Source organism: Rhizobium sp. 62_C5_N11_2 (assembly GCF_051811185.1).
Taxonomy (GTDB): domain Bacteria; phylum Pseudomonadota; class Alphaproteobacteria; order Rhizobiales; family Rhizobiaceae; genus Rhizobium; species Rhizobium leguminosarum.
This window is the reverse complement of sequence record NZ_JBPWPW010000001.1, coordinates 4,293,421-4,314,876: the sequence shown is the minus strand read 5'-3', so window position 1 is coordinate 4,314,876 and position 21,456 is coordinate 4,293,421. Positions and strand designations below refer to the sequence as shown.

Genomic DNA, 21,456 nt, shown 5'->3' with positions numbered 1-21,456 from the left:
GCTTATTCCTTCCGGTAGTGGAGCCTTATTTCCAAACGTCAGAAAACGTGTAACCGTGCATATTGCCTGCATGATCGTAAGCGTTTATGCACGTTTTTAATTTGTAAGCTACGAACTCGGTAGGAACATGCAGGATTTTCTGTTGCGAGAGCGCCAAGGCGTGATTTCCGAGAGGCTGCGGCTCAATGGCCGCGTACTGGCGACGGAGCTTGCGCTCGAATTCGGCGTCTCCGAGGATACGGTGCGGCGGGACCTGCGCGAGATGGCAGCGGCAGGGCTCTGCGAGCGGGTCTATGGCGGTGCATTGCCGGTCTCGCCGGCGCATGGAAGCCTGACGCAGCGTATCGGCTTTGCCGCAGACCGGAAACAGGCGCTGGCGCGCGCTGCGGCAAAGCAGATTGCCGCCGGCTCGACCGTGTTCTTCGACGCTGGCAGCACCAATCTGGCGATTGCCAACGCATTGCCGGCCGAACTTGCACTGACGGCTGCGACGAATGCGCCGGCGATTGCCGCAGCGCTGATCGACAAGCCGGCCGTCAACGTCATCCTGATCGGCGGAATGGTGGATCGACAGACGGGCGGTGCGCTCGGCGCCAAGGCGTTGCGGGATATGGAGCAGATTTCGCCAGATCTCTGCATTCTCGGCGCCTGCGGCGTCGATCTCGAGGCCGGCATCACGGTGTTCGGCTTCGAGGATGCGGAGTTCAAGCGGTTTGCGACGTCCAGGAGCAAGAGGGTGTTGGTGGCTGCAACCTCGGAGAAATTCGGCACTGCTGCCCCCCATAGCATCCTGCCAGTTGCGCATTGCGAATGCCTGGTCGTTGAGCACGATGCCGATCCGACCATTCTCGCCCGTTACCGTGAGCGCGGATGCAGGACTGTTCTCGCCGAGAAAACGAACTGAGGCCCCATCACAGAGTTTAGGGAAAGCGGGCGCGAGCAAGCCCGGCAATGAGGAAAGATCGGAAAATGGATACTCATGTGAGTAAGCCGGGAGCCCGGAGCGGCTTCGTTACCAGAAGCAGGGCGGCGGTTTCTCTGCTCTTTCTCATGAACGGTTTTGTCGTCGGCTGCTGGGCGCCGAAGATCCCCGATTTTGCCGAGCGTCTGGCGCTGACGAAGTTCGAGCTTGGGCTGATGATCCTCGTCTTCGGCGTCGGCTCGCTGGTCATGATGCCGCTCGCCGGTGCGCAGATCGCCAAACACGGCTCGCGTGTCGTCGTCCAGATACTGGCTCTTTGCGTGTTGCCGTTGCTTCTGGCATTGACGCTCGCGCCAAATGTGCTCACCGGGGCAATCTCGCTCTTCCTGTTCGGCGGCTTCATCGGCGCAATGGACGTGGCGATGAATGCCAATGCGGTGTCGGTCGAGAAATCCATGCGCCGCGCCATCATGTCGTCCTGCCACGCTTTCTGGAGCCTTGGCGGACTGATCGGTTCCGGTCTCGGCGGCATCGTGATCTCCAAGCTCGGCATTCTCGGCCATGCGCAACTGGCGACGTTGCTGGCGGCAATCTTCGTTGCCGTCGCCTGGCCGATGGTCCTTGCGGATCCGCCGCATCCCGACACCAAGAAGGAAAAGACGAAGTTGCCGATGGTGCCGCTGCCGTGGCTGCTCGGATTGATGGCGCTGTTCAGCATGGTGCCGGAAGGTGCGGTTCTGGACTGGGGTGCGCTTTATCTTCGGCAGGAAATGGATGCATCCGTGGCACTTTCCGGCCTTGGTTTCGCAGCCTTTTCGGCGACCATGGCAATCATGCGCTTTGCCGGCGACCTGGTGCGCGACCGTCTGGGCGGCGTCAAGACGCTGCGCATCTGCACGCTGTTTGCCATTGTCGGCATGCTGCTTGCAGGCCTGGCGCCCAATGCCGAGCTTGCCATCCTGGGCTTTGCTTTTTGCGGTATCGGCATTTCCAACATGGTGCCGATCGCCTTCTCGGCGGCGGGCAACATACCCGGTCTCAAGCCCGGCATCGCCATCTCGGTGGTCACGACCATGGGGTATTCCGGCATGCTGGTTGCGCCATCGTTGATCGGCTTCGTCGCCGAGCATATCGGCTTTGCCGTCGTTTTCATGGCGCTGCCGGTGCTGCTGCTCGTCGTTCTCCTGCTCTCCAAGCTGGCCCACTATGCCGATGGGACCTCCGGAGGCGGTCACTGAGCCGCCTCCCAACAAAAGTGATATCAGGGGCGGTTGACAAGCAGCCGGCCTTGATCCACCTGAAAAGCACTGTTTATAGGGGTGCAAGAACTCTTCATGTCTTCAGCCGCCGATTTTGATCCGAAACCGCGCCGCGCTTCCGTTGCCGTCGATGTCGGCGGTGTCATCGTTGGCGGCGGGGCGCCGGTCGTCGTGCAATCCATGACGAATACCGATACGGCCGATATCGATTCGACCGTCGCGCAGGTCGCCGCTCTGTTCCGCGCAGGCTCGGAATTGGTGCGTATCACCGTCGACCGCGACGAGAGTGCGGCCGCCGTGCCGAAGATCCGCGAGCGGCTGCTGCGCCTCGGCATGGACGTGCCCTTGATCGGCGACTTCCATTATATCGGCCACAAGCTGCTCGCCGATCATCCTGATTGTGCCGCGGCGCTGGCGAAATACCGCATCAACCCCGGCAATGTCGGCTTCAAGGACAAGAAGGACAAGCAGTTCGCCGAGATTATCGAGATGGCGATCCGCTATGACAAGCCGGTGCGCATCGGCGTGAATTGGGGTTCGCTCGACCAGGATCTGCTGACGGCGCTGATGGACCAGAATGCCGAAGCCGGATCACCGCTTTCGGCCCGGCAGGTGACACGCGAGGCGATCGTGCAATCGGCGCTGCTTTCTGCAGCCCTCGCCGAAGAGATCGGCCTGCCGCGCAACCGCATCATCCTGTCGGCCAAGGTCAGCCAGGTGCAGGACCTGATCGCCGTCAATTCCATGCTCGCCGAACGCTCCAATCATGCGCTGCATCTCGGCCTGACCGAAGCCGGCATGGGCACCAAGGGCATCGTCGCCTCGTCGGCGGCGATGGGCTTCGTGCTGCAGCACGGCATCGGCGATACGATCCGCGTATCGTTGACGCCCGAACCGAAGGGCGACCGCACGCGCGAAGTCCAGGTGGCGCAGGAAATCCTGCAGGTCATGGGCTTCCGCCAGTTCATACCCGTCGTTGCGGCCTGTCCGGGCTGCGGACGCACGACGTCGACCGTGTTCCAGGAGCTTGCCCAGAACATCCAGAACGACATCCGCAAGAACATGCCGGTCTGGCGCGAAAAATATCCTGGCGTCGAGGCGCTGAACGTCGCCGTCATGGGCTGCATCGTCAACGGGCCGGGCGAAAGCAAACATGCCGATATCGGCATTTCGCTTCCCGGCACCGGCGAGACGCCGGCGGCCCCGGTCTTCATCGACGGGCGGAAGGCGCTGACGCTGCGCGGTCCCAATATCGCCGCCGACTTCGAGGCTCTGGTTGTCGACTATATCGAGAAACGGTTCGGCCAGCGGACGGCGGCGGAATGAGCGCCCATAGGTTCGGATGAGCCAGTACTGGTCGCCAATCGTCAGCGCCTGCTATACTGTGTCGGGGCGATCGAGGTGCCGGTCGACGACAGGTTCTAGGTCCGGCTGGCGGATTACGACAGGCCATGCGGCGCAATCACCATCCCCAATCCGAATGCGCCGACCGGCATCGGCCTGCCGTTTGCCGGCATCGAGGCACTTCTTGCCGCCCATCCGGATGCAGTCGTCGTCATGGACGAGGCCTATATCGATTTCGGCGGTGAAAGCGCCATCCCGCTGATATCCACGCATCCCAATCTGCTTGTCATTCAGACCCTGTCGAAATCCCGTTCGCTTGCAGGTCTGCGCATCGACTTCGCGCTGGGGCTGCGGCCGCTGATCGAGGCGCTGGAGCGGGTCAAGGACAGTTTCAATTCCTATCCGCTCGATCGTCAGGCGCAGCTCGCCGCGACGGCGGCGATCAAGGATGAGGCGTGGTTCCAGACATGCCGGAGGAAAATCATCGCCAGCCGGGAAAGCCTCGTCTCCGAACTCGAAACGCTGCACTTCTAGGTCCTGCCGTCCCAGGCCAATTTCGTTTTTGCCAGGCACGAGAGACAATCGGGTGTAGCGCTTCAAGCCGGCTTGCGGGAGCGGAACATTCTCGTCCGGCATTTCGCCAAGCCACGTATTTCGGATTTCCTGCGCATCAGCATCGGCGCGGACGAGGAGTGCGCGCCTGGTTTCCGCTCTCAAGGACATGCTGGCGGCCTGAGCAGCCCACCGATTTCCTCAGCTTTCGGACATGGCGCCGGCAAGCAAGGTCTTTGCGGTCCAGCGCAGAACCTTCTCCGCTTCCTTGGGCTCCAGCTCGCAGATGTCACGCATCACCACCAGTGCCTCTATGCCAACCGCCAGCGACAGTGCGTGGACGAGACGCTGAAAATTCTTCGGCGGCATGGTTGCCTGCAGCGGTGACATCGCCTCTTTCAGCCATGCGATGCGGCGGCCACCGCGGCGGACCTGCGCTTGGCCGACAGCCGAGCTGCCGAGAAGCGCGCGAAAGACGCCCTCATTGTCGATGACCATCTTGAAGATCTGCGAGACCAGGTCGTCGAGCCGATGGCCGACCTCCGCATCGCCCATGTCGTTCCGCGCTGGCGGGATCTTGATCACATCCGCAACGCCATCGAGGACCGCCTCGCGGATGATTTCATCCGGCGTCGAGAAATATCGGTAGGCCGTCGCTCGCGAAATGCCAGCGAGATCGGCCACTTCGGCGACCGAGGGGTGGCCGCCTTTCTCTATGATCTCGCGCGCGGCACGCAGCAACTCGACACGCGTGCGACGCTTTTGATTGACCCTCTCGAATCTTTTTTCTTGACTGTCCATTCATGCCTCGTTATGAGATTGATGTCTCATTAAGAGTTAAGTGTATCACAATCAAATCAAGGCGCAAGTCGATGAATTCCGCTCCCCTTTCCGGCCGGTCCGACGCCGCTGCGCCGATGACCGTCCATTTTCTTGGCAATATCCTCACCTTTCGTGCCCGCTACGCGGATACCAAAGGCAGCTTCACCGTCATCGAAGCCTATACGGCTCCGAACGCCGGCCCGCCGCCGCACACGCAGACGGATCAGGAAGCCTTTCTCATCCTCGAAGGCCGTTACGAGATCGTCGTCGGCGACGAGACCAAGCATTGCGGCCCCGGCGATTTCGTCCACGTCTCTCCGGGCACGCTGCATTCCTTCCGGAATATTGCCGAGACGCCCTCGAGGCTGCTTTTGATCAATTTCCCCGGCGATCTGCATGAGGAGTTCTTCATGGCGATCGGCGAGCCGGTCGCACCCGGCACGACAGCCTTTGCGCCGATGAGCGCGCCCGACGTTCCGAAGATCGTCGCGACGGCCGCCCGTTTCGGCATCGACATTCCGCCGCCGCCGCAGGCGTGAGCCCGCGGCCCCGGGGAGCAAGCGCTGCGACGCCGATCCCAATCCTTTCGACTATCGAGGAATCAACAATGAGAATGCATCATGTCGATCGCCTGCTGGCATCGAGCAGCTTTCGGATCTTTGCCCGCATTCTGCTGACGCTGGTCTTCTGGTCGAGCGGGCTTGCGAAGCTCTTCGACTTCCCGACCGCGATCGCAGAGATGGAGCACTACGGCCTTGCGCCTGCTGCGCCGACTGCGATTGCCGTCATATTCGTGCAGCTAGCCGGCTCCGCCCTTGTCATCTCCGGTCGGCATATCTGGCTCGGGGCGGGCGCTCTCGGCGTCTTTACCGTGCTGACGATCCCGATCGCGCACGCCTTCTGGTCGATGAGCGGCCAAGCCGCCTTTCTCGAGATGCTGTTTGCGATCGAGCATCTGAGCGTCGTCGGCGGTCTGATGATCGTTGCGATCCTGGGGCGGCGAACCGCTGCGGTTCAGGCGCCTGTTTTAGCCGGCGCCTGAACGATCGGATCATCGGCGTCGGGGAACAGTCAAAGCTCCCCAACGCCGGAGGCGGGCCTGGGGATGTCAGCTCTTCCGGTCGGCGATGAAATGCGCCGCGGCGGTGAGGATCGAGGCGCGAGGGCCGTAGGGGGCAAGCAGCGCCTCGGCATCGCGGACATGCTCACGCAGCTGGGCTTCGGCCCATTCCATGCCGCGAAGAGCTACAAGTGTTCCCTTGCCGCGGGCCGCATCCTTGCCGGTTGCCTTGCCCATGGTCGCGGTGTCCGAGGTCAGGTCGAGAATGTCGTCTGCAAGCTGGAAGGCAAGACCGATCTTTTCGCCGAAGGCGCGCAGGCGGCGGCGATCTTCCGGCGGGCTTGCCGAGATGACGGCGCCGGCTTCACAGGCGAAGCGGATCAGCGCGCCGGTTTTCATCGCCTGCAGGCGAATGATGGCGGCCTCGTCGGGGGCCTGCTTTTCCGCCGCGAGGTCGAGCGCCTGGCCGCCGGCCATGCCGCCAAGACCGGCTGCGCGGGCAAGGGCGAGCACCAGCGATGCCTTGCTCGTATCGGGAAGGGTCGTTTCCGGCCCAGCGATGATGTCGAAGGCGTAGGTCAGCAGGCTGTCGCCTGCGAGGATTGCCGTCGCTTCGTCGAACTTGATGTGTACCGTCGGTTTGCCGCGGCGCAGGTCGTCATCGTCCATGGCCGGCAGGTCGTCATGCACGAGGGAATAGCAGTGGACACATTCAAGGGCGGCGCCGACGCGAAGTGCCGCCTCTGCGTCGCCGCCGAGAAGGGCTGCACTTTCGACGACGAGAAACGGGCGCAGCCGCTTGCCGCCGTTCAGCACGGCATAATGCATGGCATCGCGCAGCGTCTCGGGCCTGGCGATTTCATCGGAAAGGGTGCTCGGCGAGAGCAATAGGTCGAGCAGCGCCTCGATCTCGTGGGCGTTGTTCTTCAGCCTCGTCTCGAAAGTGTCCCGGTTCGCGTCCATGGGCGCTGTTTGGCATGAGCGCCCACGGGCTTGCAACGGAATTGTCGATGGCGGCAGCAAGATTCGCCGCGCACTCTGGCATAAGCTCTGCACAGGCGTTATGAGAACGACAGGAGCGAAATCGGACTTGGGGACATTGGATATAGCGCCAGAGAGAGAGGACAGCGTCGACATGCCGGCTCGTCGGCGATGGTTCGAAGACCGGCGTGTGTTGAAACGCATTGTTCTTGCCGTGCTGATCTTGCTGATCCTTCCCTATGCACTGATCTTTTTCTATCTGCTGCCCTTCATTCACCCCGTCTCGACGCTGATGTTGCGTGATCTCGTGCTGCTGCGTGGTTACGACAGGCAATGGGTGTCGCTTGATGACATCGCCCCGGTTGTGGTGCAGTCGGTGATGATGTCGGAGGACGGGCAATATTGCTTTCACGGCGGCGTCGACTGGGCGGAAATGCGCATGCTGGTCGAGGATACGCTGAAAGGTCAGGCGACACGCGGCGGCAGTACCATTCCGATGCAGACGGCGAAGAACCTCTTCCTCTGGAACAGCCGTTCCTTCGTGCGCAAGGCGCTGGAACTTCCGCTCGCGGTGACCACGGATTTCGTCCTGTCGAAACGGCGGCTGATGGAAATCTATCTCAACATTGCTGAATGGGGTCCCGGCATCTACGGCATCGAGGCCGCGGCCCAGCATCATTTCAAGGTGCCGGCCTCGAAGCTAACGCGGCGCCAGGCATCGCTGCTTGCCGTCTCGCTGCCAAACCCGATCGACCGCAATGCCGGCAAGCCCGGACGAGGCCTTCGCCGGCTCGCCGGCGTCATCGAGAGACGCGCGCAAGGTTCAGGCGATTACATCAGGTGCATCTATGATTGACATCAGAACTTGTCGTTAGAGCAGGATTCAGATTTCAGTCCGGGTTCGGCCTGAAATCTGAATCCTGTTCTAAGTTATATAGTTAGAGCATGATATCGTCCGAAAACCGCTCACACTTTTCGGCATCATGCTCTAGAAGCGGCAAGTGTCATCTGACATTCTTGGTTCTGCCATATGGGCGAATGCAGTCCAACCAGAGCCCCCGAGTCGCCCATGACCACCACGATGTTTTCGCCCGAACTCCTCCTTTATTCGAAGAGGCATAATCCGACCCCGCCCGTCCATCTCGGCAGCCGCTATCGCAAGGTCGGCGGCTTTCTGCCGGAAGCCGGCAACACCATCGTCTGCCATCTCGAGAAGGGCTCGCAGACGCAGACGGCGCTGATCGAGGCGCGTGAGAAATATCTGGCGATGCCCGAGGCCCCGCAGTTCCTCTTCACGCCGATATCAAGCATTCACATGACGCTTTTCGAAGGTGTCATCGAGACCAGGCGCCGGCAGGATTCCTGGCCGGGCGACCTCCCACTCGATACGCCGATCGAAGACATGACCGCGCTGATGGCGGCCAGGCTCGAAGGTTTCTCGATGTTCGATCCCTTCAAGGTCGCCATCGTCGATGCTCGCCCATCGGGCCTGCTCGTCGACGGGGCGACGGAGAACGACCGCAGGGTCATGCGCGCCTGGCGCAATGCGCTGGCTGATCTTCTGGGCTATCGCCAGCCGAGCCATGAGGAATACAAGTTCCACATGACCTTTGCCTATGCGATCGAACGGCTGGAGGATGAAGCCTTGCCGCGCTGGCAGGCGATGCTCGATGAGGTGGCCGACGATATCCGCCGCAAGGCCCCTGTTCTCGAGCTGACTCCGCCGGCATTATGCATGTTCGAGGACATGAACCATTTTCACGAATTGCTGATTTTCGATTTCGAAGCCTGAACGGGAGAGGCCCATGGATAAACCGACGCTGTACATTGCCAACAAGAACTACTCTTCCTGGTCGTTCCGGCCCTGGATGGCGCTGACGGGCGCCGGCGTCGATTTCGAGGAAGTCCTGATCCCCTTCGACTATCCCAGTGGCAATCCCAATATCAAGGCGATTTCGCCGACCGGGCGGGTGCCGATCCTCCAGCACGGCGCATTGAAGATCTGGGAATCGCTGGCGATCATCGAGTATGTCGCCGAGCTTTATCCGGACGCCGGCCTTCTGCCGAGGGATCGTGCCGAGCGGGCGCTCGCCCGTTCGGTTTCGATGGAAATGCTCTCGAGCTTCCGGGCGCTGCGTAGCGCCTGCCCGATGAATATCCGCCGGCCGAAGGGCAAGATCGCGCTGCCGGATGGTGTCGACGCCGATATCAGCCGCATCGAGACGATCTGGCGCGACCTGCTGCAGCAATCCGGCGGACCATTTCTGTTTGGCGCGTTCAGCGGGGCGGATGCGATGTTTGCGCCTGTCGTCAACCGGTTCGACATCTACGATCTCGTCAGCCGAAACGATATCCTGGCCTATATGGAGACCATGAAGGCGCATCCGGCCTGGCGGAAATGGGAAGAGGCGGCCCGCGCCGAGCCTTGGATCGTGCCGGAAGACGAAGTCTGAGCCTGGAATCATCGGCTTCGCAAAAAATACGCATGGGGACTGGTCAAGGCCGCCCCTTGCATGTATAAGCGCGCCAAATTCCGAAATCGCGACATGTCCGTTTCGGCCGCCAGTCTGGCCGTGGGAATGTTTTGCCCGCAAGTGGAGTAAGTGAAATGGCTGTACCGAAGAGAAAAACAAGCCCGTCCAAGCGCGGTATGCGCCGTTCGGCAGACGCACTGAAGGCTCCGACCTACGTCGAAGACAAGAATTCCGGCGAACTGCGCCGCCCGCATCATATCGACCTGAAGACCGGCATGTATCGCGGCCGCCAGGTCCTGACGCCGAAGGAAAGCGCATAATTTCCCGATCCGGCTTGTCCGATCGAAGTTTCAAGGCCGGCGTCATGCCGGCCTTTTGCATTTCGACAATATAATATTTGCAATGACTTGCAGTCAGCCAACGGTTTGCGGCAGTATTCTTCTTGCGCGCTACTGTGCCGCGCGTCTTTTCAGACGCGCAAAGGACGCTGTAGCACTTTGAAGCTACGCATCATGCTTTCCGAAAATCGCATCCGATTTTCGGAAAGCATGATGCGCTGGGAGATTGCCGATGATAGCCGCCATGCCCCTGATGATTATCCCGTTTATTCTTTACAATCTGGCGATGCTGGGCCTGATGGGCGATGGCGGCATTCCGGCACTGCAGCATGATATCATCGTGCTGTCGATGATCTCGGGCGCGATCTGGAGCATGGCGCTCGGCGATCTTTTCATCGTCATCGCACTTGTCGTGCTGTTCTTCGAAATTCTCAAAGCGACCAGAACCGGTCCCGGCAATCTCGTCAACCACATGTTGTCGATGCTGGTCTTCATCGCCTTCCTGGTCGAGTTTTTGCTCGTCCGGGATGCTGCGACGCAGGTATTCTTCATTTTGATGACGATCGCTCTGATCGATGTCATCGGCGGTTTTGCCGTGTCGATCCGAAGCGCCGGGCGGGATGTCTCGATCGGACTATAGGTTGTCGAGCTTGTTCTGAAGGGCGCGGAGCTGTTCCTTCAGCTCGTCGATATCCTTGGCCTCGGCCTTGCGGCTTTCCTTGGCAGGCGGCGTCATGAAGGGCGAGAACATCTGCATCGCCTGCTGAAACAGCTCGGTGTTGCGGCGAACATGGTCCTCGACCATCTGCATCGGCAACTGCAGGTTCTTGCCGAGCGGCGTTTCGCCGAAAGCGCGGGTCACCTGCTCGCGCATCTGGGCTTGTTGTTCGGTGAAGGAGCGCATCGAATGTTCGAGAAAGCTCGGCACGACCATCTGCATCTGGTCGCCGTAATAGGTGATGAGCTGGCGCAGGAAGGAGATGGGGAGCAGTGTGTTTCCGGTCTTTGATTCCTGTTCGAAGATGATCTGGGTCAGCACCGAATGGGTGATGTCATCTCCGCTTTTTGCATCTTGTACGGTAAATTCTTCGCCCTTCTTCACCATCTCCGCCAGGTCTTCCAGCGTCACGTAAGTGCTGGTGCCCGTGTTGTATAGGCGGCGATTGGCGTATTTCTTGATAACAATCTGACCCTCATGCTTCGCCATATCAGTCTCCTGAACCCCCGTCTGATTTATGGATATTCCTCCAGTTGAGACTGTAAACGCAAAAGAAGGCCGGTGACAATCTCTTTGTGCGATGCGGCAAACCTTTCACAGAGCAGATGAATCGGGCTTTCGCGGGCTGCTGCCGAAAAATGACGGCAGCCGGTCTTCGCGTTTGACTTGTGCTCCAAGCTTTGCCAGTTTCCACTTATGTAAGTGAGACGAAAACGAGGAGCGTCCCCATGAGCAATCCATCCATCGTCATCGCCAGTGCAGGGCGAACAGCAGTCGGCGCTTTCAACGGCGCTTTCGCGACGGTTCTCGCGCATGAGCTCGGGGCGGCCGTCGTCAAGGGCGCGCTCGAGCGCGCCGGCGTCGATCCCGGCGAGGTGGACGAGGTGATCCTCGGCCAGGTGCTCTCCGCCGGCGAGGGCCAGAACCCGGCCCGCCAGGCGGCGATGAAGGCCGGCATTCCGAAGGAGGCGACCGCTTGGGGCGTCAATCAGCTTTGCGGCTCGGGGCTGCGCGCGGTTGCGCTCGGCATGCAGCAGATCGCCACCGGCGACGCCAAGATCATCGTTGCCGGCGGCCAAGAATCCATGTCGATGGCCCCGCATGCCGCGCATCTGCGCGGCGGCGTCAAGATGGGCGACATGAAGATGATCGACACGATGATCAAGGACGGCTTGACCGACGCTTTCCACGGCTACCACATGGGCATCACCGCCGAGAATGTTGCGCGCCAGTGGCAGCTTTCGCGCGACGACCAGGATCAACTCGCCGTCAGCTCGCAGAACAAGGCGGAGGCAGCGCAGAAGGCCGGCCGCTTTGTCGACGAAATCATCCCTTACGTCATCAAGACACGTAAGGGCGACGTTACGGTCGATGCTGACGAATATATCCGTCATGGCGCCACGCTCGAGGCGATGGGGAAATTGCGCCCGGCCTTCGACAAGGACGGCACGGTTACGGCCGCGAACGCGTCCGGCCTCAACGATGGTGCCGCTGTGGCGGTGCTGATGAGTGAAGCGGAGGCAGTCCGGCGCGGCATCCAGCCGCTCGCTCGCATCGTTTCCTGGGCAACGGCAGGTGTTGATCCGCAGATCATGGGCACCGGACCGATCCCGGCTTCGCGCAAGGCGCTCGAGAAGGCCGGCTGGTCGGTGAACGATCTCGATCTCGTTGAAGCCAACGAGGCCTTCGCGGCGCAAGCCTGCGCCGTCACCAAGGATCTCGGGTGGGATCCGTCGATCGTCAACGTCAACGGCGGGGCGATCGCGATCGGCCACCCGATCGGCGCCTCCGGCGCGCGCGTTCTCAACACGCTGCTGTTCGAAATGAAGCGCCGCGGCGCGAAGAAAGGTCTTGCCACGCTTTGCATCGGGGGCGGCATGGGTGTGGCCATGTGCTTTGAAGCGCTTTAAATAGCATACGATCCATGTTTGATTGAAGATCCCGCCACGCGGTGGGGCGAAAAACAAAAGGGGAGCGGAACATGAGCAGAGTGGCTGTGGTCACTGGGGGTACACGCGGCATCGGCGCGGCAATATCCATGGCACTTAAAAACGCCGGATACAGGGTCGCGGCCAGCTATGCGGGCAACGACGAGAAGGCCAAAGCCTTCCATGACGTCACCGGCGTTCCGGTGTTCAAATGGGATGTTTCGGATTACCTCGCCTGCGGCGAGGGAATTGCCAGGATCGAAAGCGAGATCGGGCCTGTCGAAATCCTCGTCAACAATGCCGGCATCACCCGCGACGCGATGTTCCACAAGATGACGCAGCAGCAGTGGCACGAGGTGATCAATACCAACCTCACCGGCCTGTTCAACATGACGCATCAGGTCTGGACCGGCATGCGTGACCGCAACTTCGGCCGTATCGTCAATATATCGTCGATCAACGGGCAGAAGGGCCAGATGGGCCAGGTGAATTATTCGGCGGCCAAGGCGGGCGATCTCGGCTTCACCAAGGCGCTGGCCCAGGAAGGGGCAAACAAGAACATCACCGTCAACGCCATTTGCCCCGGTTACATCGGAACGGAAATGGTGCTTGCCGTGCCGGAGAAGGTGCTGAATGAACGCATCATTCCGCAGATCCCCGTCGGTCGTCTCGGCGAACCGGAAGAGATCGCGCGCTGCGTCACCTTCCTCGTTTCCGACGATGCCGGCTTCATCACCGGTTCGACGCTGACGGCCAATGGTGGGCAATACTTCGCCTAGGAAATTCCATTCCTCGAGTCGGCAATACGGATTATCGGCAGATTCAAAGCGATGACGCGCCGGGAGACGCGCCATCGCTTATTTCATTTGCTGGATCAAGACCGGCGGTCGGTGTTTGGATGTCGCTGTTTCCGAACTCTGGCTGGGACTTTGGCGAGCGAGCGGTCTCCGCTGCTGAGGGCTGATATCGCGGTCGTCAGGAAAGCCGATGCGATGAGAGCGGCGACGAGGGAATTCAGGAAAATCTGGATCATGGAAACGTTCCTTTCCGGTGCGCCGGGCGGCTCTGCCTGTCCGTTGCGCTCGTGAAGGAAATATGGGCCTGCCCGTTGGGCGGCGGTAGATTTGACTTTCGCAACCGAGTGTCAACGACTCGTTGACGGGTGTGAGCGGCAAAGAAAACGGGCGCCGAAGCGCCCGTCGGGAGTCCGATATGCCTTTGCCGATTAGCGGCAACGAGCCTCGTAGCGGCGGCCGTAGCGGTCGCGATAGACGCAGTAGCCGCGGCGTTCGACCGAATGACCGATCAGAGCACCGGTCAGACCGCCTGCAACGGCGCCGACGGCTGCGCCGCCCCAGCTGTTGGTGACGACACCGCCAATGACCGCACCGGTGCCGGCGCCGATCGCCGTACCTTGCTCGGTCGCCGTGCAGGATGCCAGAGCGCCGACGAGCGCACCAATAAGAACAATCTTCTTCATCATGTCGTAACTCCCCAGGTTTGTAGGCCTTTAGACGCGGCCCATGAGTACAAGGATAATGATAATGACGAGAACTAGCCCCAAACCGCCAGAAGGTCCATAGCCCCAGCCACGGCTGTAACCCCAATTCGGCAGGGCTCCGATCAGAAGCAGAATAAGGATAACAAGAAGTATCGTGCCGAGCATAGTGTGTTCCCTTCATTTCATCTGCAATTCGAATGGACGAGAAACACTTATTGGCGATTTTTGTTCCCGGCTAAGCTCTCGAAATGTGACGAAACCTTGTTTGCGGTTTTCTCAGGAGCATGGCCGCTTTCACGAACGGTCGGCAGCATCGGTCGAATTCGACCATCCCGGGAAATCACCCGTATGGTTAAAAACTCCTTTAAATACAATATGTTGCGGTGAACAAAGCGGGAAAATCGTGATGTCGCCGATTCGTCAGCGATTCGTTCCCTCTTTGATCGACGCCTGCACTCGGCACCCGTATCGGCTGCCGCAGTTTAACGCGATCTGAATCCGGCTCCCGAAAGATTAACGCCGGTGCGATGAGGTGGAACGAAGCCCCTGCCGCCGATCCGCATCTAGCGCCCGGACCTGAAGCTGCTACCAGATGTGGCCGTGAACGAAAGGCGAAAACGACAGAGTCAGCGATTCGTCTCCGATTCGTTCCGGCTTTGGTCGAGAGGTTAATTTCGGGCGGATTTTCGCTTGTTCAAGATCAGGCGGGAATCGGTCACTCACGATAACGAAAATACGAACAAGAGAGAGTCTCATGATTCAGCATCTAGTGGGAAAAAGTGATTCAAAATCAATACTTAGCCGTGAACAAAAGCTGAATCAGCTGGAGTCACCGATTCGTCGCTGATTCGTTCTCACGCTGTTCCGAATCGGCAATTCGGACGCTCCACGGGACTCGCAAAGGTCGTAATCCCCGAGGCATTTTGAAATCTGCCCTTGCGTTTGCGGCGGCAGCTGTCCATGTGTTCACTGGCTTCCATCGAGGAGCCGAGATTTTCCTGGGGCCACCCGCCTCATTTGCATGGACTCATGACTCTGACTTCGCAGCCGATGATTCTGAGTGGGCGCGGTGTGACCGCGGTGCTCGGGCCGACCAATACCGGCAAGACCCATTATGCCATCGAGCGCATGGTTGCGCACGGGACGGGCGTGATCGGCCTGCCGCTCCGGCTGCTAGCGCGCGAGGTCTATACGCGGGTGGTGGAGAAGGTCGGCGTGCAGAATGTGGCGCTGGTCACCGGCGAGGAAAAGATTTCGCCGCCCAATGCGCGTTTTTCCGTCTGCACCGTCGAAGCGATGCCGCGCGAGACCAAGGCCGCCTTCGTCGCGATCGACGAGGTGCAACTCGCCGGCGATCTCGAGCGCGGCCATATCTTCACCGACCGCATCCTGCATCTTCGCGGCCGAGAGGAAACGCTGCTGCTCGGTGCGGCGACGATGCGGCCGATTCTGCTGCAGCTGCTGCCCGGCATCAACATCGTCGAGCGACCGCGGCTTTCGCATCTTTTCTACGCCGGGCAGAAGAAGATCACCCGGCTGCCGCAGCGTTCGGCCATCGTCGCCTTCTCCGCCGACGAGGTCTATGCCATCGCCGAGCTCATCCGCCGGCAGCGCGGCGGCGCCGCGGTCGTGCTTGGCGCGCTCAGCCCGCGCACCCGCAATGCGCAGGTGGCGCTCTATCAGGCAGGCGACGTCGAATATCTGGTGGCGACCGATGCGATCGGCATGGGCCTCAACCTCGATGTCGATCACGTTGCCTTCGCCCAGGACCGGAAATTCGACGGTTACCAGTTCCGCAATCTCAATCCTGGCGAACTCGGCCAGGTCGCCGGGCGCGCCGGGCGACACGTGCGGGACGGGACCTTCGGCGTCACCGGACAGGTCTCGCCCTTCGACGATGAGCTGGTGCAGCGCATCGAGGGGCACGAGTTCGACAACGTCAAGGTTTTGCAGTGGCGGACGACGGAGATGGACTTCTCCTCAATCGCATCGCTGCGCGCCAGCCTTGAGGTGGGACCGCGCGTACCGGGGCTGACGCGGGCGCTGCCTGCGGTCGACCAGCAGGCGCTGGAACAGCTTTCGCGCTATCCCGAGGTCATCGATCTCGCCGACAGGCCGGCGCGCGTCGAAAAACTCTGGGAGGCTTGCGCGCTTCCCGACTATCGGCGTATCACCCCAGCACAACATGCCGATCTTATCGCGACCCTCTTTTCCGATCTCGTCCGCTATGGCACGGTGAACGAGCAGTTTCTGGCGGAGCAGGTTCATCGCTCCGATCGAACAGATGGGGAAATTGACACGCTTTCGGCGCGAATCGCGCAGATAAGGACCTGGACCTACGTTTCGAATCGGCCCGGTTGGCTTGCCGATCCGACACACTGGCAGGAAAAGACGCGGGAAATCGAAGATCGATTGTCCGACGCGTTACATGAAAGGTTGACGAAACGCTTTGTTGATCGCAGGACATCTGTGCTCATGAAGCGCCTGAGAGAGAATGCGATGCTGGAAGCTGAAATCAGTGTGAATGGCGATGTCTTCGTTGAAGGACATCATGTAGGGCAGTTGAGCGGATTCCGTTTCACGCCGGTGGCGGGAACGGACGGACCGGATGCCAAGGCGGTTCAGGCTGCGTCGCAGAAGGCGCTCGGGCTCGAGTTCGAAGCCCGCGCGGCCCGGATGCATGCCGCCGGCAACAGCGATCTGGTGATCGGTTCGGACGGTTTGATCCGTTGGCTGGGCGACCCGGTGGCGCGGCTTTCGGGCAGCGATCACATCATGCGTCCGCGCGTGATCCTGTTGGCCGACGAACAACTGACGGGCAATGCCCGTGATCACGTCGCCGCCCGCATCGAGCGCTTCGTCAATCATCATATCAGCACGGTGCTGAAGCCGCTCGATGATCTGTCGCGCGCCGAGGACCTGCAGGGTCTCGCCAAGGGGCTTGCCTTCCAGCTCGTCGAGAATCTCGGGGTGCTCTTCCGTCGCGACGTGACCGAGGAGGTGAAGTCGCTGGACCAGGAGGCCCGTGCCTCCATGCGCCGTTACGGCGTGCGTTTCGGTGCCTATCATATCTTCGTTCCGGCGCTTCTGAAGCCGGCCCCGGCCGAGCTCATCACGCTGCTCTGGGCGCTGAAGAATGACGGTCTCGACAAGCCGGGTTATGGCGATCTCATTCCGGTGCTTGCCGCCGGCCGCACTTCTGTCGTCACCGATCCGAGCTTCGAGCGGATGTTCTACAAGCTCGCCGGCTTCCGTTTCCTCGGCAAGCGTGCCGTGCGCATCGACATTCTGGAAAGGCTTGCCGATATCATCCGGCCGCTGCTGCAATGGAAGCCTGGTCAAAACAACCGTCCGGAGGGCGCCTATGACGGCCGCCGCTTCACGACGACGACGGCGATGCTGTCGATCCTCGGTGCGACGCTCGAGGACATGGAAGAAATCCTCAAGGGTCTCGGCTATCGCGCCGATGCCGTGAAGGCGGAGGAGGCATCAGTACATCTTGCGACGCAGGATGCGGCCTCAGTGCCTGCTGCCACTGCGGAAACGCCTGCGGAAGAGACAGCCGAAAAGGCTGATCACGACGATGCCGACGGAGCGGCGGAAGAGACTGCTGCCGAGACGGTTCCGGCGGTTGCTGACGCGCCCGTAGCCGAAGCGGTCCAGACCCCCGCTCCGGTCGAAGCGATCGAGACATCGGCTCCGGTGGAAGCGTCTGGGGAAGCGGTGTCCGTTCCTGAGGAAGCAGCACCTGCTGCTGGGGAAGCAGTACCTGCTGCTGGGGAAGCCGGCGAGCCGGTGGAACCGAAGCCGGTTCTTCTGTGGCGTCTCGGCGGCCGCAACGACAATCAGCGCCAGGCGCGCGGCGGGCATGGCGATCGCCGTGGCGGCCAGGGCCAGGAGCGCGGTCAGAACCAGGAACGCGGCGACCGCAATCGCCGGCCCGGCGGCGGTGAAGGCGGCGAGGCCAATCGCGGCGGCGACGGCCGTGACAACAATCGTCAGAACCGCGGCAAGGAAGGCGGCGGTCGCGATGGCGGCCGGCCGCAGCAGGCAAGGGGCGACCGCAACAACCAACCACGGGGCGACCAGCCGCGCGGCGACCGGCAGGACCGTGGCGATCGCAAGGATCGCGGTGACCGCAACGATCGTAACGACCGCAACAACAATCGCGGCGGCTCGCAGCCGCTGCGCTTTGAGGCCAAGCCGCCGCGCAAGGAGAAGCCGATCGATCCGGATTCGCCTTTCGCCAAGCTCGCGGCCCTCAAGGAGCAGATGAAGAAGTAGTCATGAGCGGGGAGACACAGCCGACAAGCGGTTCGCGCCAGCGCATCGACAAGTGGCTGTTCTTCGCGCGCATGGCGAAGTCACGCTCGGTGGCGCAGAGCCATATCCAATCAGGCCATGTGCGCATCAACGGCGAGCGCTGCAGCCAGCCGAGCCAGATGGTCAAGCCAGGTGACCGTATCGAGCTGACGCTGGAGCGGCGCGATGTCGTTCTCGTCGTGCGCCTTGCCGGCGAGCGGCGGGGGCCTTACGAGCAGGCGCGCCTGCTTTACGACGACCAATCCCCGCCGCCCGATGAGGCAAAACGTCTCACGCCCTACGAGCAGGCAATCCGGGCGACCGGCACCGGCCGTCCGACCAAAAAGGAAAGACGTGCAATCGACAGGCTGATGTCGGACGAGGATTAGAAAACTCTGTCTGCGGCGGCGGCTTTTGCAGATCGTTTATCCTTGAAATCCGGCGATAAAGCCGATACGTCACTGACAACCTGCCGGAAGCGTGCTTGCCTCCCAAGCCTGCTCACGCTTTTCCTCCGGCACGGGGATAGGCGCGACGTTCCAGGTTGCCCGGCCCCATCCGCATGGAAATCCTGGAGTTCTTCATGACCTATGTCGTGACCGACAATTGCATCAAGTGCAAATACACCGATTGCGTGGAAGTCTGCCCTGTCGACTGCTTCTATGAGGGCGAGAATTTCCTCGTCATCCACCCCGACGAATGCATCGATTGCGGCGTCTGCGAACCGGAATGTCCCGCCGAGGCGATTAAGCCCGATACCGAGCCGGGCCTCGACAAATGGCTGAAGATCAACACCGAATATGCGACGATCTGGCCGAATATTACGGTCAAGAAGGAGCCGTTGCCTGAGGCCAAGGACATGGATGGCGAGGCCGGAAAATTCGAGAAATATTTTTCCGAGAAGCCTGGTTCCGGCGATTGAAACAGTGTCCACATTCGGTCGCCGCATTCGGGCGACCGCGGGGCGAAACGTTGTAAAAGCTGCGTGAGGCATATGGGTGACATGTGTTGCCCGCATGACTCAAGCGAAGCAAATTATTGATTTCCTCATATTTTTATGATACGTTTCGGTTACTGTTCCATTTGTGGCATGACGCATGCCCAAAACCATCACGAAAGCAAAACCAATCCGTACGCGGTTTCCGTGACATATCAACGCTTTGAGCGCCGGGTCCCAAGATCGCGCGCAAGAAGTCTTTGCTTTTGCCCGATGGGACCAGAGTGAAGTCACCCGACGGATACTACCGTCTCACCCGGGCCTGACTGACCCGGCTCCGGCCGCCGCCGGAAGCGTAACAGGGAGTTTTTGAATAGAATGACGACTCAGCAGAAAAAGCCTTCTACAGCACGTCACGGCTTCAAGACCGGTGAATCGATCGTCTACCCCGCTCATGGCGTCGGTACCATCACCGCTATCGAAGAGCAAGAAGTTGCCGGCATGAAGCTCGAACTTTTCGTTATCGATTTCGAGAAGGACAAGATGCGTCTGAAGGTTCCGGTTGCGAAGGCCATGAGCATCGGTATGCGCAAGCTTTCGGAAACGGATTTCGTCGAGCGTGCATTGAAGGTCGTGCAGGGCAAGGCGCGCGTCAAGCGCACCATGTGGTCCCGCCGCGCCCAGGAATATGATGCCAAGATCAATTCCGGCGACCTGATTTCCATCGCTGAAGTTGTGCGCGATCTCTATCGTGCCGAGAACCAGCCCGAACAGTCCTATTCCGAGCGCCAGCTCTATGAGGCTGCGCTCGACCGCATGGCGCGCGAAATCGCCGCTGTCAACAAGATGTCGGAAACCGAAGCCGTCCGTCTCGTCGAGACCAATCTCAACAAGGGTCCGAAGCGCGGCAAGGCGATTGAAGAAGACGATTCGCAGGACGAAGCCGCGTAAAGCGACCCTGTTTTTCTGTCAAAAAACCCGGCCTTCGTGCCGGGTTTTTTTATTGGAACTTTTTCCCGACTGCCGCGTTTATCACACGTAATTGCGGACTGCTCGTCAGGCAATAGCCTCAACGAGCGAACTGCTATTCCGTCAATGTTCGATGAGGAGCGGATCATGCCTTTTCTATATTGCCCATCCGGCAAAGTGAAGAAACAGGTCCAGCCCAGCCGTCTTACCGGCACATGATGAGAAATAGGGCCTCCCCCTGAAAAGTCCAGGGGCGAGGCTTTTATGCATTCAGAACCCATTCAATCCGGACAGCGATGTTCCGGAACATGAGTTTTATTGTTCATTTCAGGGCGAGAGGCCTGCTTTGGGAGATCGAAATGAAGAACATGTCTGCAGATCGGCGCATGATCAAAATCGCGATGGCCGCCCCCTATCTTGCCCGTCAGGAAGAGCATGATCTTGCCACCCGCTGGAAGGATCACGACGACCGCGGCGCGCGCAACCAGATCGCCATGGCCCATATGCGCCTCGTCATATCCATGGCCGGCAAGTTCCGCAATTTCGGCCTGCCGATGAGCGATCTTGTGCAGGAGGGCTATGTCGGCCTGCTGGAGGCAGCGGCACGCTTCGAGCCGGAACGCGACGTGCGCTTTTCGACCTATGCAAGCTGGTGGATCCGGGCTTCGATCCAGGATTATATCCTGCGCAACTGGTCGATCGTTCGTGGTGGCACGAGTTCAGCGCAAAAGGCGCTGTTCTTCAATCTGCGTCGTCTGCGCGCCAAGCTCGCCAAGGGTGACACACAGCTGACGCTGCAATCCATTCACCAGGAAATCGCCGCGGCCCTCGGCGTGAGCCTCGCCGATGTGCAGACGATGGATGCCAGGCTTTCCGGTAACGATGCTTCGCTGCAGGCGCCTTCGGTCTCCGGCGATGCCGAGAGCGCAGAGAAGATGGACTTCCTCGTCAGCGACGATCCCCTGCCGGACGAGCAGGTTTCAAACATGATCGACGGCGAGCGTCGCCGCGTCTGGCTCGCTTCGGCGCTGAAACATCTCAACGAACGCGAGATGAAGATCATCAGCGCCCGGCGTCTGGCGGAAGACGGTGCCACGCTCGAAGAACTCGGTGCCGATCTCGGCATTTCCAAGGAACGTGTGCGTCAGATCGAAAGCCGGGCGATGGAAAAACTCCGCAGCGCCCTCGTCAGCGCCGATCCGCATATGGCGGCCTACGCCTGAACCGAAAGCGCGTCGCGATCTTTCAGATTCGCCGGTCGCGCTTTAGGTGTTTTTTTACGCATGTCGTTATCGCAAAACCGCTGCCCACTTTTGCGCGACATGCTTGTCCCCTCCAGCAGCACAGAC

General features: G+C 60.4%; 22 protein-coding genes and 1 pseudogene. 18 read left to right on the top strand and 5 right to left on the bottom strand.

Going from position 1 to position 21,456, the window contains the following annotated elements; genetic code table 11:
- The first annotated feature begins 127 nt into the window (after positions 1 to 127).
- The 4 genes and pseudogenes from AB8B31_RS21185 to AB8B31_RS21170 all read left to right on the top strand — a co-directional run.
- Entirely contained in the window at positions 128 to 904 is a 777-nt protein-coding gene (locus tag AB8B31_RS21185) for a DeoR/GlpR family DNA-binding transcription regulator (protein ID WP_028733596.1), read from the top strand.
- 65 nt (positions 905 to 969) lie between these two features.
- Positions 970 to 2,160, top strand: a complete 1,191-nt coding sequence (locus AB8B31_RS21180) for an MFS transporter (RefSeq protein WP_028733595.1) — start codon at positions 970 to 972, stop codon at positions 2,158 to 2,160.
- Between the two features lie 96 nt (positions 2,161 to 2,256).
- Positions 2,257 to 3,507, top strand: a complete 1,251-nt coding sequence (gene ispG, locus AB8B31_RS21175; protein ID WP_028733594.1) for a flavodoxin-dependent (E)-4-hydroxy-3-methylbut-2-enyl-diphosphate synthase — start codon at positions 2,257 to 2,259, stop codon at positions 3,505 to 3,507.
- Between the two features lie 48 nt (positions 3,508 to 3,555).
- A pseudogene (locus AB8B31_RS21170) lies at positions 3,556 to 4,261 on the top strand (pyridoxal phosphate-dependent aminotransferase); the annotation flags it as partial.
- 17 nt (positions 4,262 to 4,278) lie between these two features.
- On the opposite strand, the gene AB8B31_RS21165 reads toward AB8B31_RS21170, so the two are convergent.
- Entirely contained in the window at positions 4,279 to 4,878 is a 600-nt protein-coding gene (locus AB8B31_RS21165) for a TetR/AcrR family transcriptional regulator (protein WP_028733593.1), read from the bottom strand.
- 71 nt (positions 4,879 to 4,949) lie between these two features.
- Between AB8B31_RS21165 and AB8B31_RS21160 the strand changes: the two genes are divergently transcribed.
- Complete coding sequence (locus AB8B31_RS21160; RefSeq protein ID WP_028733592.1) at positions 4,950 to 5,438, top strand: cupin domain-containing protein; 489 nt, start codon at positions 4,950 to 4,952, stop codon at positions 5,436 to 5,438.
- A gap of 68 nt (positions 5,439 to 5,506) precedes the next feature.
- The gene (locus AB8B31_RS21155) at positions 5,507 to 5,941 is read left to right on the top strand and encodes a DoxX family protein (RefSeq protein ID WP_018244065.1); all 435 of its coding nucleotides are present in this window, start codon (positions 5,507 to 5,509) and stop codon (positions 5,939 to 5,941) included.
- A 66-nt stretch (positions 5,942 to 6,007) separates the two neighbouring features.
- On the opposite strand, the gene AB8B31_RS21150 is transcribed toward AB8B31_RS21155, so the two are convergent.
- On the bottom strand, positions 6,008 to 6,922 hold the full coding sequence (locus tag AB8B31_RS21150; RefSeq protein WP_028733591.1) for a polyprenyl synthetase family protein: 915 nt from the start codon (positions 6,920 to 6,922) through the stop codon (positions 6,008 to 6,010).
- 136 nt (positions 6,923 to 7,058) lie between these two features.
- Here AB8B31_RS21150 and mtgA point away from each other — a divergent pair, with 136 nt between their 5' ends.
- The 5 genes from mtgA (at position 7,059) to AB8B31_RS21125 (ending at position 10,392) form a co-directional block, all read left to right on the top strand.
- The gene (gene mtgA / locus AB8B31_RS21145) at positions 7,059 to 7,796 is read left to right on the top strand and encodes a monofunctional biosynthetic peptidoglycan transglycosylase (RefSeq protein ID WP_018244063.1); all 738 of its coding nucleotides are present in this window, start codon (positions 7,059 to 7,061) and stop codon (positions 7,794 to 7,796) included.
- 213 nt (positions 7,797 to 8,009) lie between these two features.
- A complete protein-coding gene (locus AB8B31_RS21140) occupies positions 8,010 to 8,732 on the top strand; it encodes a DUF1868 domain-containing protein (RefSeq protein WP_028733590.1) in 723 nt (240 codons plus the stop codon).
- 13 nt (positions 8,733 to 8,745) lie between these two features.
- Positions 8,746 to 9,393 (top strand): glutathione S-transferase family protein, encoded by a 648-nt coding sequence (locus AB8B31_RS21135; RefSeq protein WP_028733589.1) that lies wholly within the window; start codon positions 8,746 to 8,748, stop codon positions 9,391 to 9,393.
- A gap of 155 nt (positions 9,394 to 9,548) precedes the next feature.
- Entirely contained in the window at positions 9,549 to 9,734 is a 186-nt protein-coding gene (gene rpmF, locus AB8B31_RS21130) for a 50S ribosomal protein L32 (RefSeq protein WP_003543812.1), read from the top strand.
- Between the two features lie 250 nt (positions 9,735 to 9,984).
- The gene (locus AB8B31_RS21125) at positions 9,985 to 10,392 is read left to right on the top strand and encodes a hypothetical protein (protein ID WP_003543801.1); all 408 of its coding nucleotides are present in this window, start codon (positions 9,985 to 9,987) and stop codon (positions 10,390 to 10,392) included.
- Here the strand turns inward: AB8B31_RS21125 and phaR are convergent.
- Positions 10,387 to 10,959, bottom strand: coding sequence for a polyhydroxyalkanoate synthesis repressor PhaR (phaR, locus tag AB8B31_RS21120; protein WP_003543798.1), 573 nt, complete (start codon positions 10,957 to 10,959; stop codon positions 10,387 to 10,389). The genes AB8B31_RS21125 and phaR overlap by 6 nt on opposite strands.
- Positions 10,960 to 11,198: 239 nt before the next feature.
- Here phaR and AB8B31_RS21115 point away from each other — a divergent pair, with 239 nt between their 5' ends.
- On the top strand, positions 11,199 to 12,380 hold the full coding sequence (locus AB8B31_RS21115) for an acetyl-CoA C-acetyltransferase (protein WP_439007504.1): 1,182 nt from the start codon (positions 11,199 to 11,201) through the stop codon (positions 12,378 to 12,380).
- 71 nt (positions 12,381 to 12,451) lie between these two features.
- Positions 12,452 to 13,177: a beta-ketoacyl-ACP reductase gene (locus tag AB8B31_RS21110; protein ID WP_026230971.1), complete on the top strand. Its 726-nt coding sequence runs from the start codon at positions 12,452 to 12,454 to the stop codon at positions 13,175 to 13,177.
- Positions 13,178 to 13,623: 446 nt separating this feature from the next.
- Here the strand turns inward: AB8B31_RS21110 and AB8B31_RS21105 are convergent, their stop codons facing one another.
- Both AB8B31_RS21105 and AB8B31_RS21100 read right to left on the bottom strand, forming a co-directional pair.
- Complete coding sequence (locus AB8B31_RS21105) at positions 13,624 to 13,881, bottom strand: YMGG-like glycine zipper-containing protein (protein ID WP_018244057.1); 258 nt, start codon at positions 13,879 to 13,881, stop codon at positions 13,624 to 13,626.
- Positions 13,882 to 13,908: 27 nt separating this feature from the next.
- A complete protein-coding gene (locus AB8B31_RS21100; RefSeq protein ID WP_007632343.1) occupies positions 13,909 to 14,064 on the bottom strand; it encodes a DUF3309 family protein in 156 nt (51 codons plus the stop codon).
- A gap of 864 nt (positions 14,065 to 14,928) precedes the next feature.
- Between AB8B31_RS21100 and AB8B31_RS21095 the strand changes: the two genes are divergently transcribed.
- From AB8B31_RS21095 to AB8B31_RS21075, 5 genes are all read left to right on the top strand, one after another.
- The gene (locus AB8B31_RS21095) at positions 14,929 to 18,183 is read left to right on the top strand and encodes a helicase-related protein (RefSeq protein WP_028733588.1); all 3,255 of its coding nucleotides are present in this window, start codon (positions 14,929 to 14,931) and stop codon (positions 18,181 to 18,183) included.
- Positions 18,184 to 18,185: 2 nt separating this feature from the next.
- On the top strand, positions 18,186 to 18,590 hold the full coding sequence (locus tag AB8B31_RS21090; RefSeq protein WP_012759434.1) for an RNA-binding S4 domain-containing protein: 405 nt from the start codon (positions 18,186 to 18,188) through the stop codon (positions 18,588 to 18,590).
- A 194-nt stretch (positions 18,591 to 18,784) separates the two neighbouring features.
- Complete coding sequence (gene fdxA / locus AB8B31_RS21085; protein WP_028733587.1) at positions 18,785 to 19,123, top strand: ferredoxin FdxA; 339 nt, start codon at positions 18,785 to 18,787, stop codon at positions 19,121 to 19,123.
- 393 nt (positions 19,124 to 19,516) lie between these two features.
- Positions 19,517 to 20,089 carry a CarD family transcriptional regulator gene (locus tag AB8B31_RS21080; RefSeq protein ID WP_003543775.1) on the top strand — a complete coding sequence of 191 codons (573 nt, stop codon included), beginning with the start codon at positions 19,517 to 19,519 and terminating at the stop codon, positions 20,087 to 20,089.
- A 377-nt stretch (positions 20,090 to 20,466) separates the two neighbouring features.
- Positions 20,467 to 21,330: an RNA polymerase factor sigma-32 gene (locus AB8B31_RS21075; RefSeq protein WP_018244054.1), complete on the top strand. Its 864-nt coding sequence runs from the start codon at positions 20,467 to 20,469 to the stop codon at positions 21,328 to 21,330.
- The last annotated feature ends 126 nt before the right edge of the window (positions 21,331 to 21,456 follow it).

Coding starts and splice junctions, on each gene's coding strand:
- AB8B31_RS21080 (WP_003543775.1), top strand. CDS start 19,517: ATGACGACTCAGCAGAAAAAGCCTTCTACAGCACGTCACGGCTTCAAG.
- AB8B31_RS21165 (WP_028733593.1), bottom strand. CDS start 4,878: ATGGACAGTCAAGAAAAAAGATTCGAGAGGGTCAATCAAAAGCGTCGC.
- AB8B31_RS21095 (WP_028733588.1), top strand. CDS start 14,929: ATGACTCTGACTTCGCAGCCGATGATTCTGAGTGGGCGCGGTGTGACC.
- AB8B31_RS21180 (WP_028733595.1), top strand. CDS start 970: ATGGATACTCATGTGAGTAAGCCGGGAGCCCGGAGCGGCTTCGTTACC.
- AB8B31_RS21185 (WP_028733596.1), top strand. CDS start 128: ATGCAGGATTTTCTGTTGCGAGAGCGCCAAGGCGTGATTTCCGAGAGG.
- AB8B31_RS21110 (WP_026230971.1), top strand. CDS start 12,452: ATGAGCAGAGTGGCTGTGGTCACTGGGGGTACACGCGGCATCGGCGCG.
- AB8B31_RS21105 (WP_018244057.1), bottom strand. CDS start 13,881: ATGATGAAGAAGATTGTTCTTATTGGTGCGCTCGTCGGCGCTCTGGCA.
- ispG (WP_028733594.1), top strand. CDS start 2,257: ATGTCTTCAGCCGCCGATTTTGATCCGAAACCGCGCCGCGCTTCCGTT.
- AB8B31_RS21160 (WP_028733592.1), top strand. CDS start 4,950: ATGAATTCCGCTCCCCTTTCCGGCCGGTCCGACGCCGCTGCGCCGATG.
- phaR (WP_003543798.1), bottom strand. CDS start 10,959: ATGGCGAAGCATGAGGGTCAGATTGTTATCAAGAAATACGCCAATCGC.
- AB8B31_RS21115 (WP_439007504.1), top strand. CDS start 11,199: ATGAGCAATCCATCCATCGTCATCGCCAGTGCAGGGCGAACAGCAGTC.
- AB8B31_RS21155 (WP_018244065.1), top strand. CDS start 5,507: ATGAGAATGCATCATGTCGATCGCCTGCTGGCATCGAGCAGCTTTCGG.
- AB8B31_RS21140 (WP_028733590.1), top strand. CDS start 8,010: ATGACCACCACGATGTTTTCGCCCGAACTCCTCCTTTATTCGAAGAGG.
- AB8B31_RS21090 (WP_012759434.1), top strand. CDS start 18,186: ATGAGCGGGGAGACACAGCCGACAAGCGGTTCGCGCCAGCGCATCGAC.
- rpmF (WP_003543812.1), top strand. CDS start 9,549: ATGGCTGTACCGAAGAGAAAAACAAGCCCGTCCAAGCGCGGTATGCGC.
- AB8B31_RS21135 (WP_028733589.1), top strand. CDS start 8,746: ATGGATAAACCGACGCTGTACATTGCCAACAAGAACTACTCTTCCTGG.
- fdxA (WP_028733587.1), top strand. CDS start 18,785: ATGACCTATGTCGTGACCGACAATTGCATCAAGTGCAAATACACCGAT.
- AB8B31_RS21150 (WP_028733591.1), bottom strand. CDS start 6,922: ATGGACGCGAACCGGGACACTTTCGAGACGAGGCTGAAGAACAACGCC.
- AB8B31_RS21075 (WP_018244054.1), top strand. CDS start 20,467: ATGAAGAACATGTCTGCAGATCGGCGCATGATCAAAATCGCGATGGCC.
- AB8B31_RS21125 (WP_003543801.1), top strand. CDS start 9,985: ATGATAGCCGCCATGCCCCTGATGATTATCCCGTTTATTCTTTACAAT.
- AB8B31_RS21100 (WP_007632343.1), bottom strand. CDS start 14,064: ATGCTCGGCACGATACTTCTTGTTATCCTTATTCTGCTTCTGATCGGA.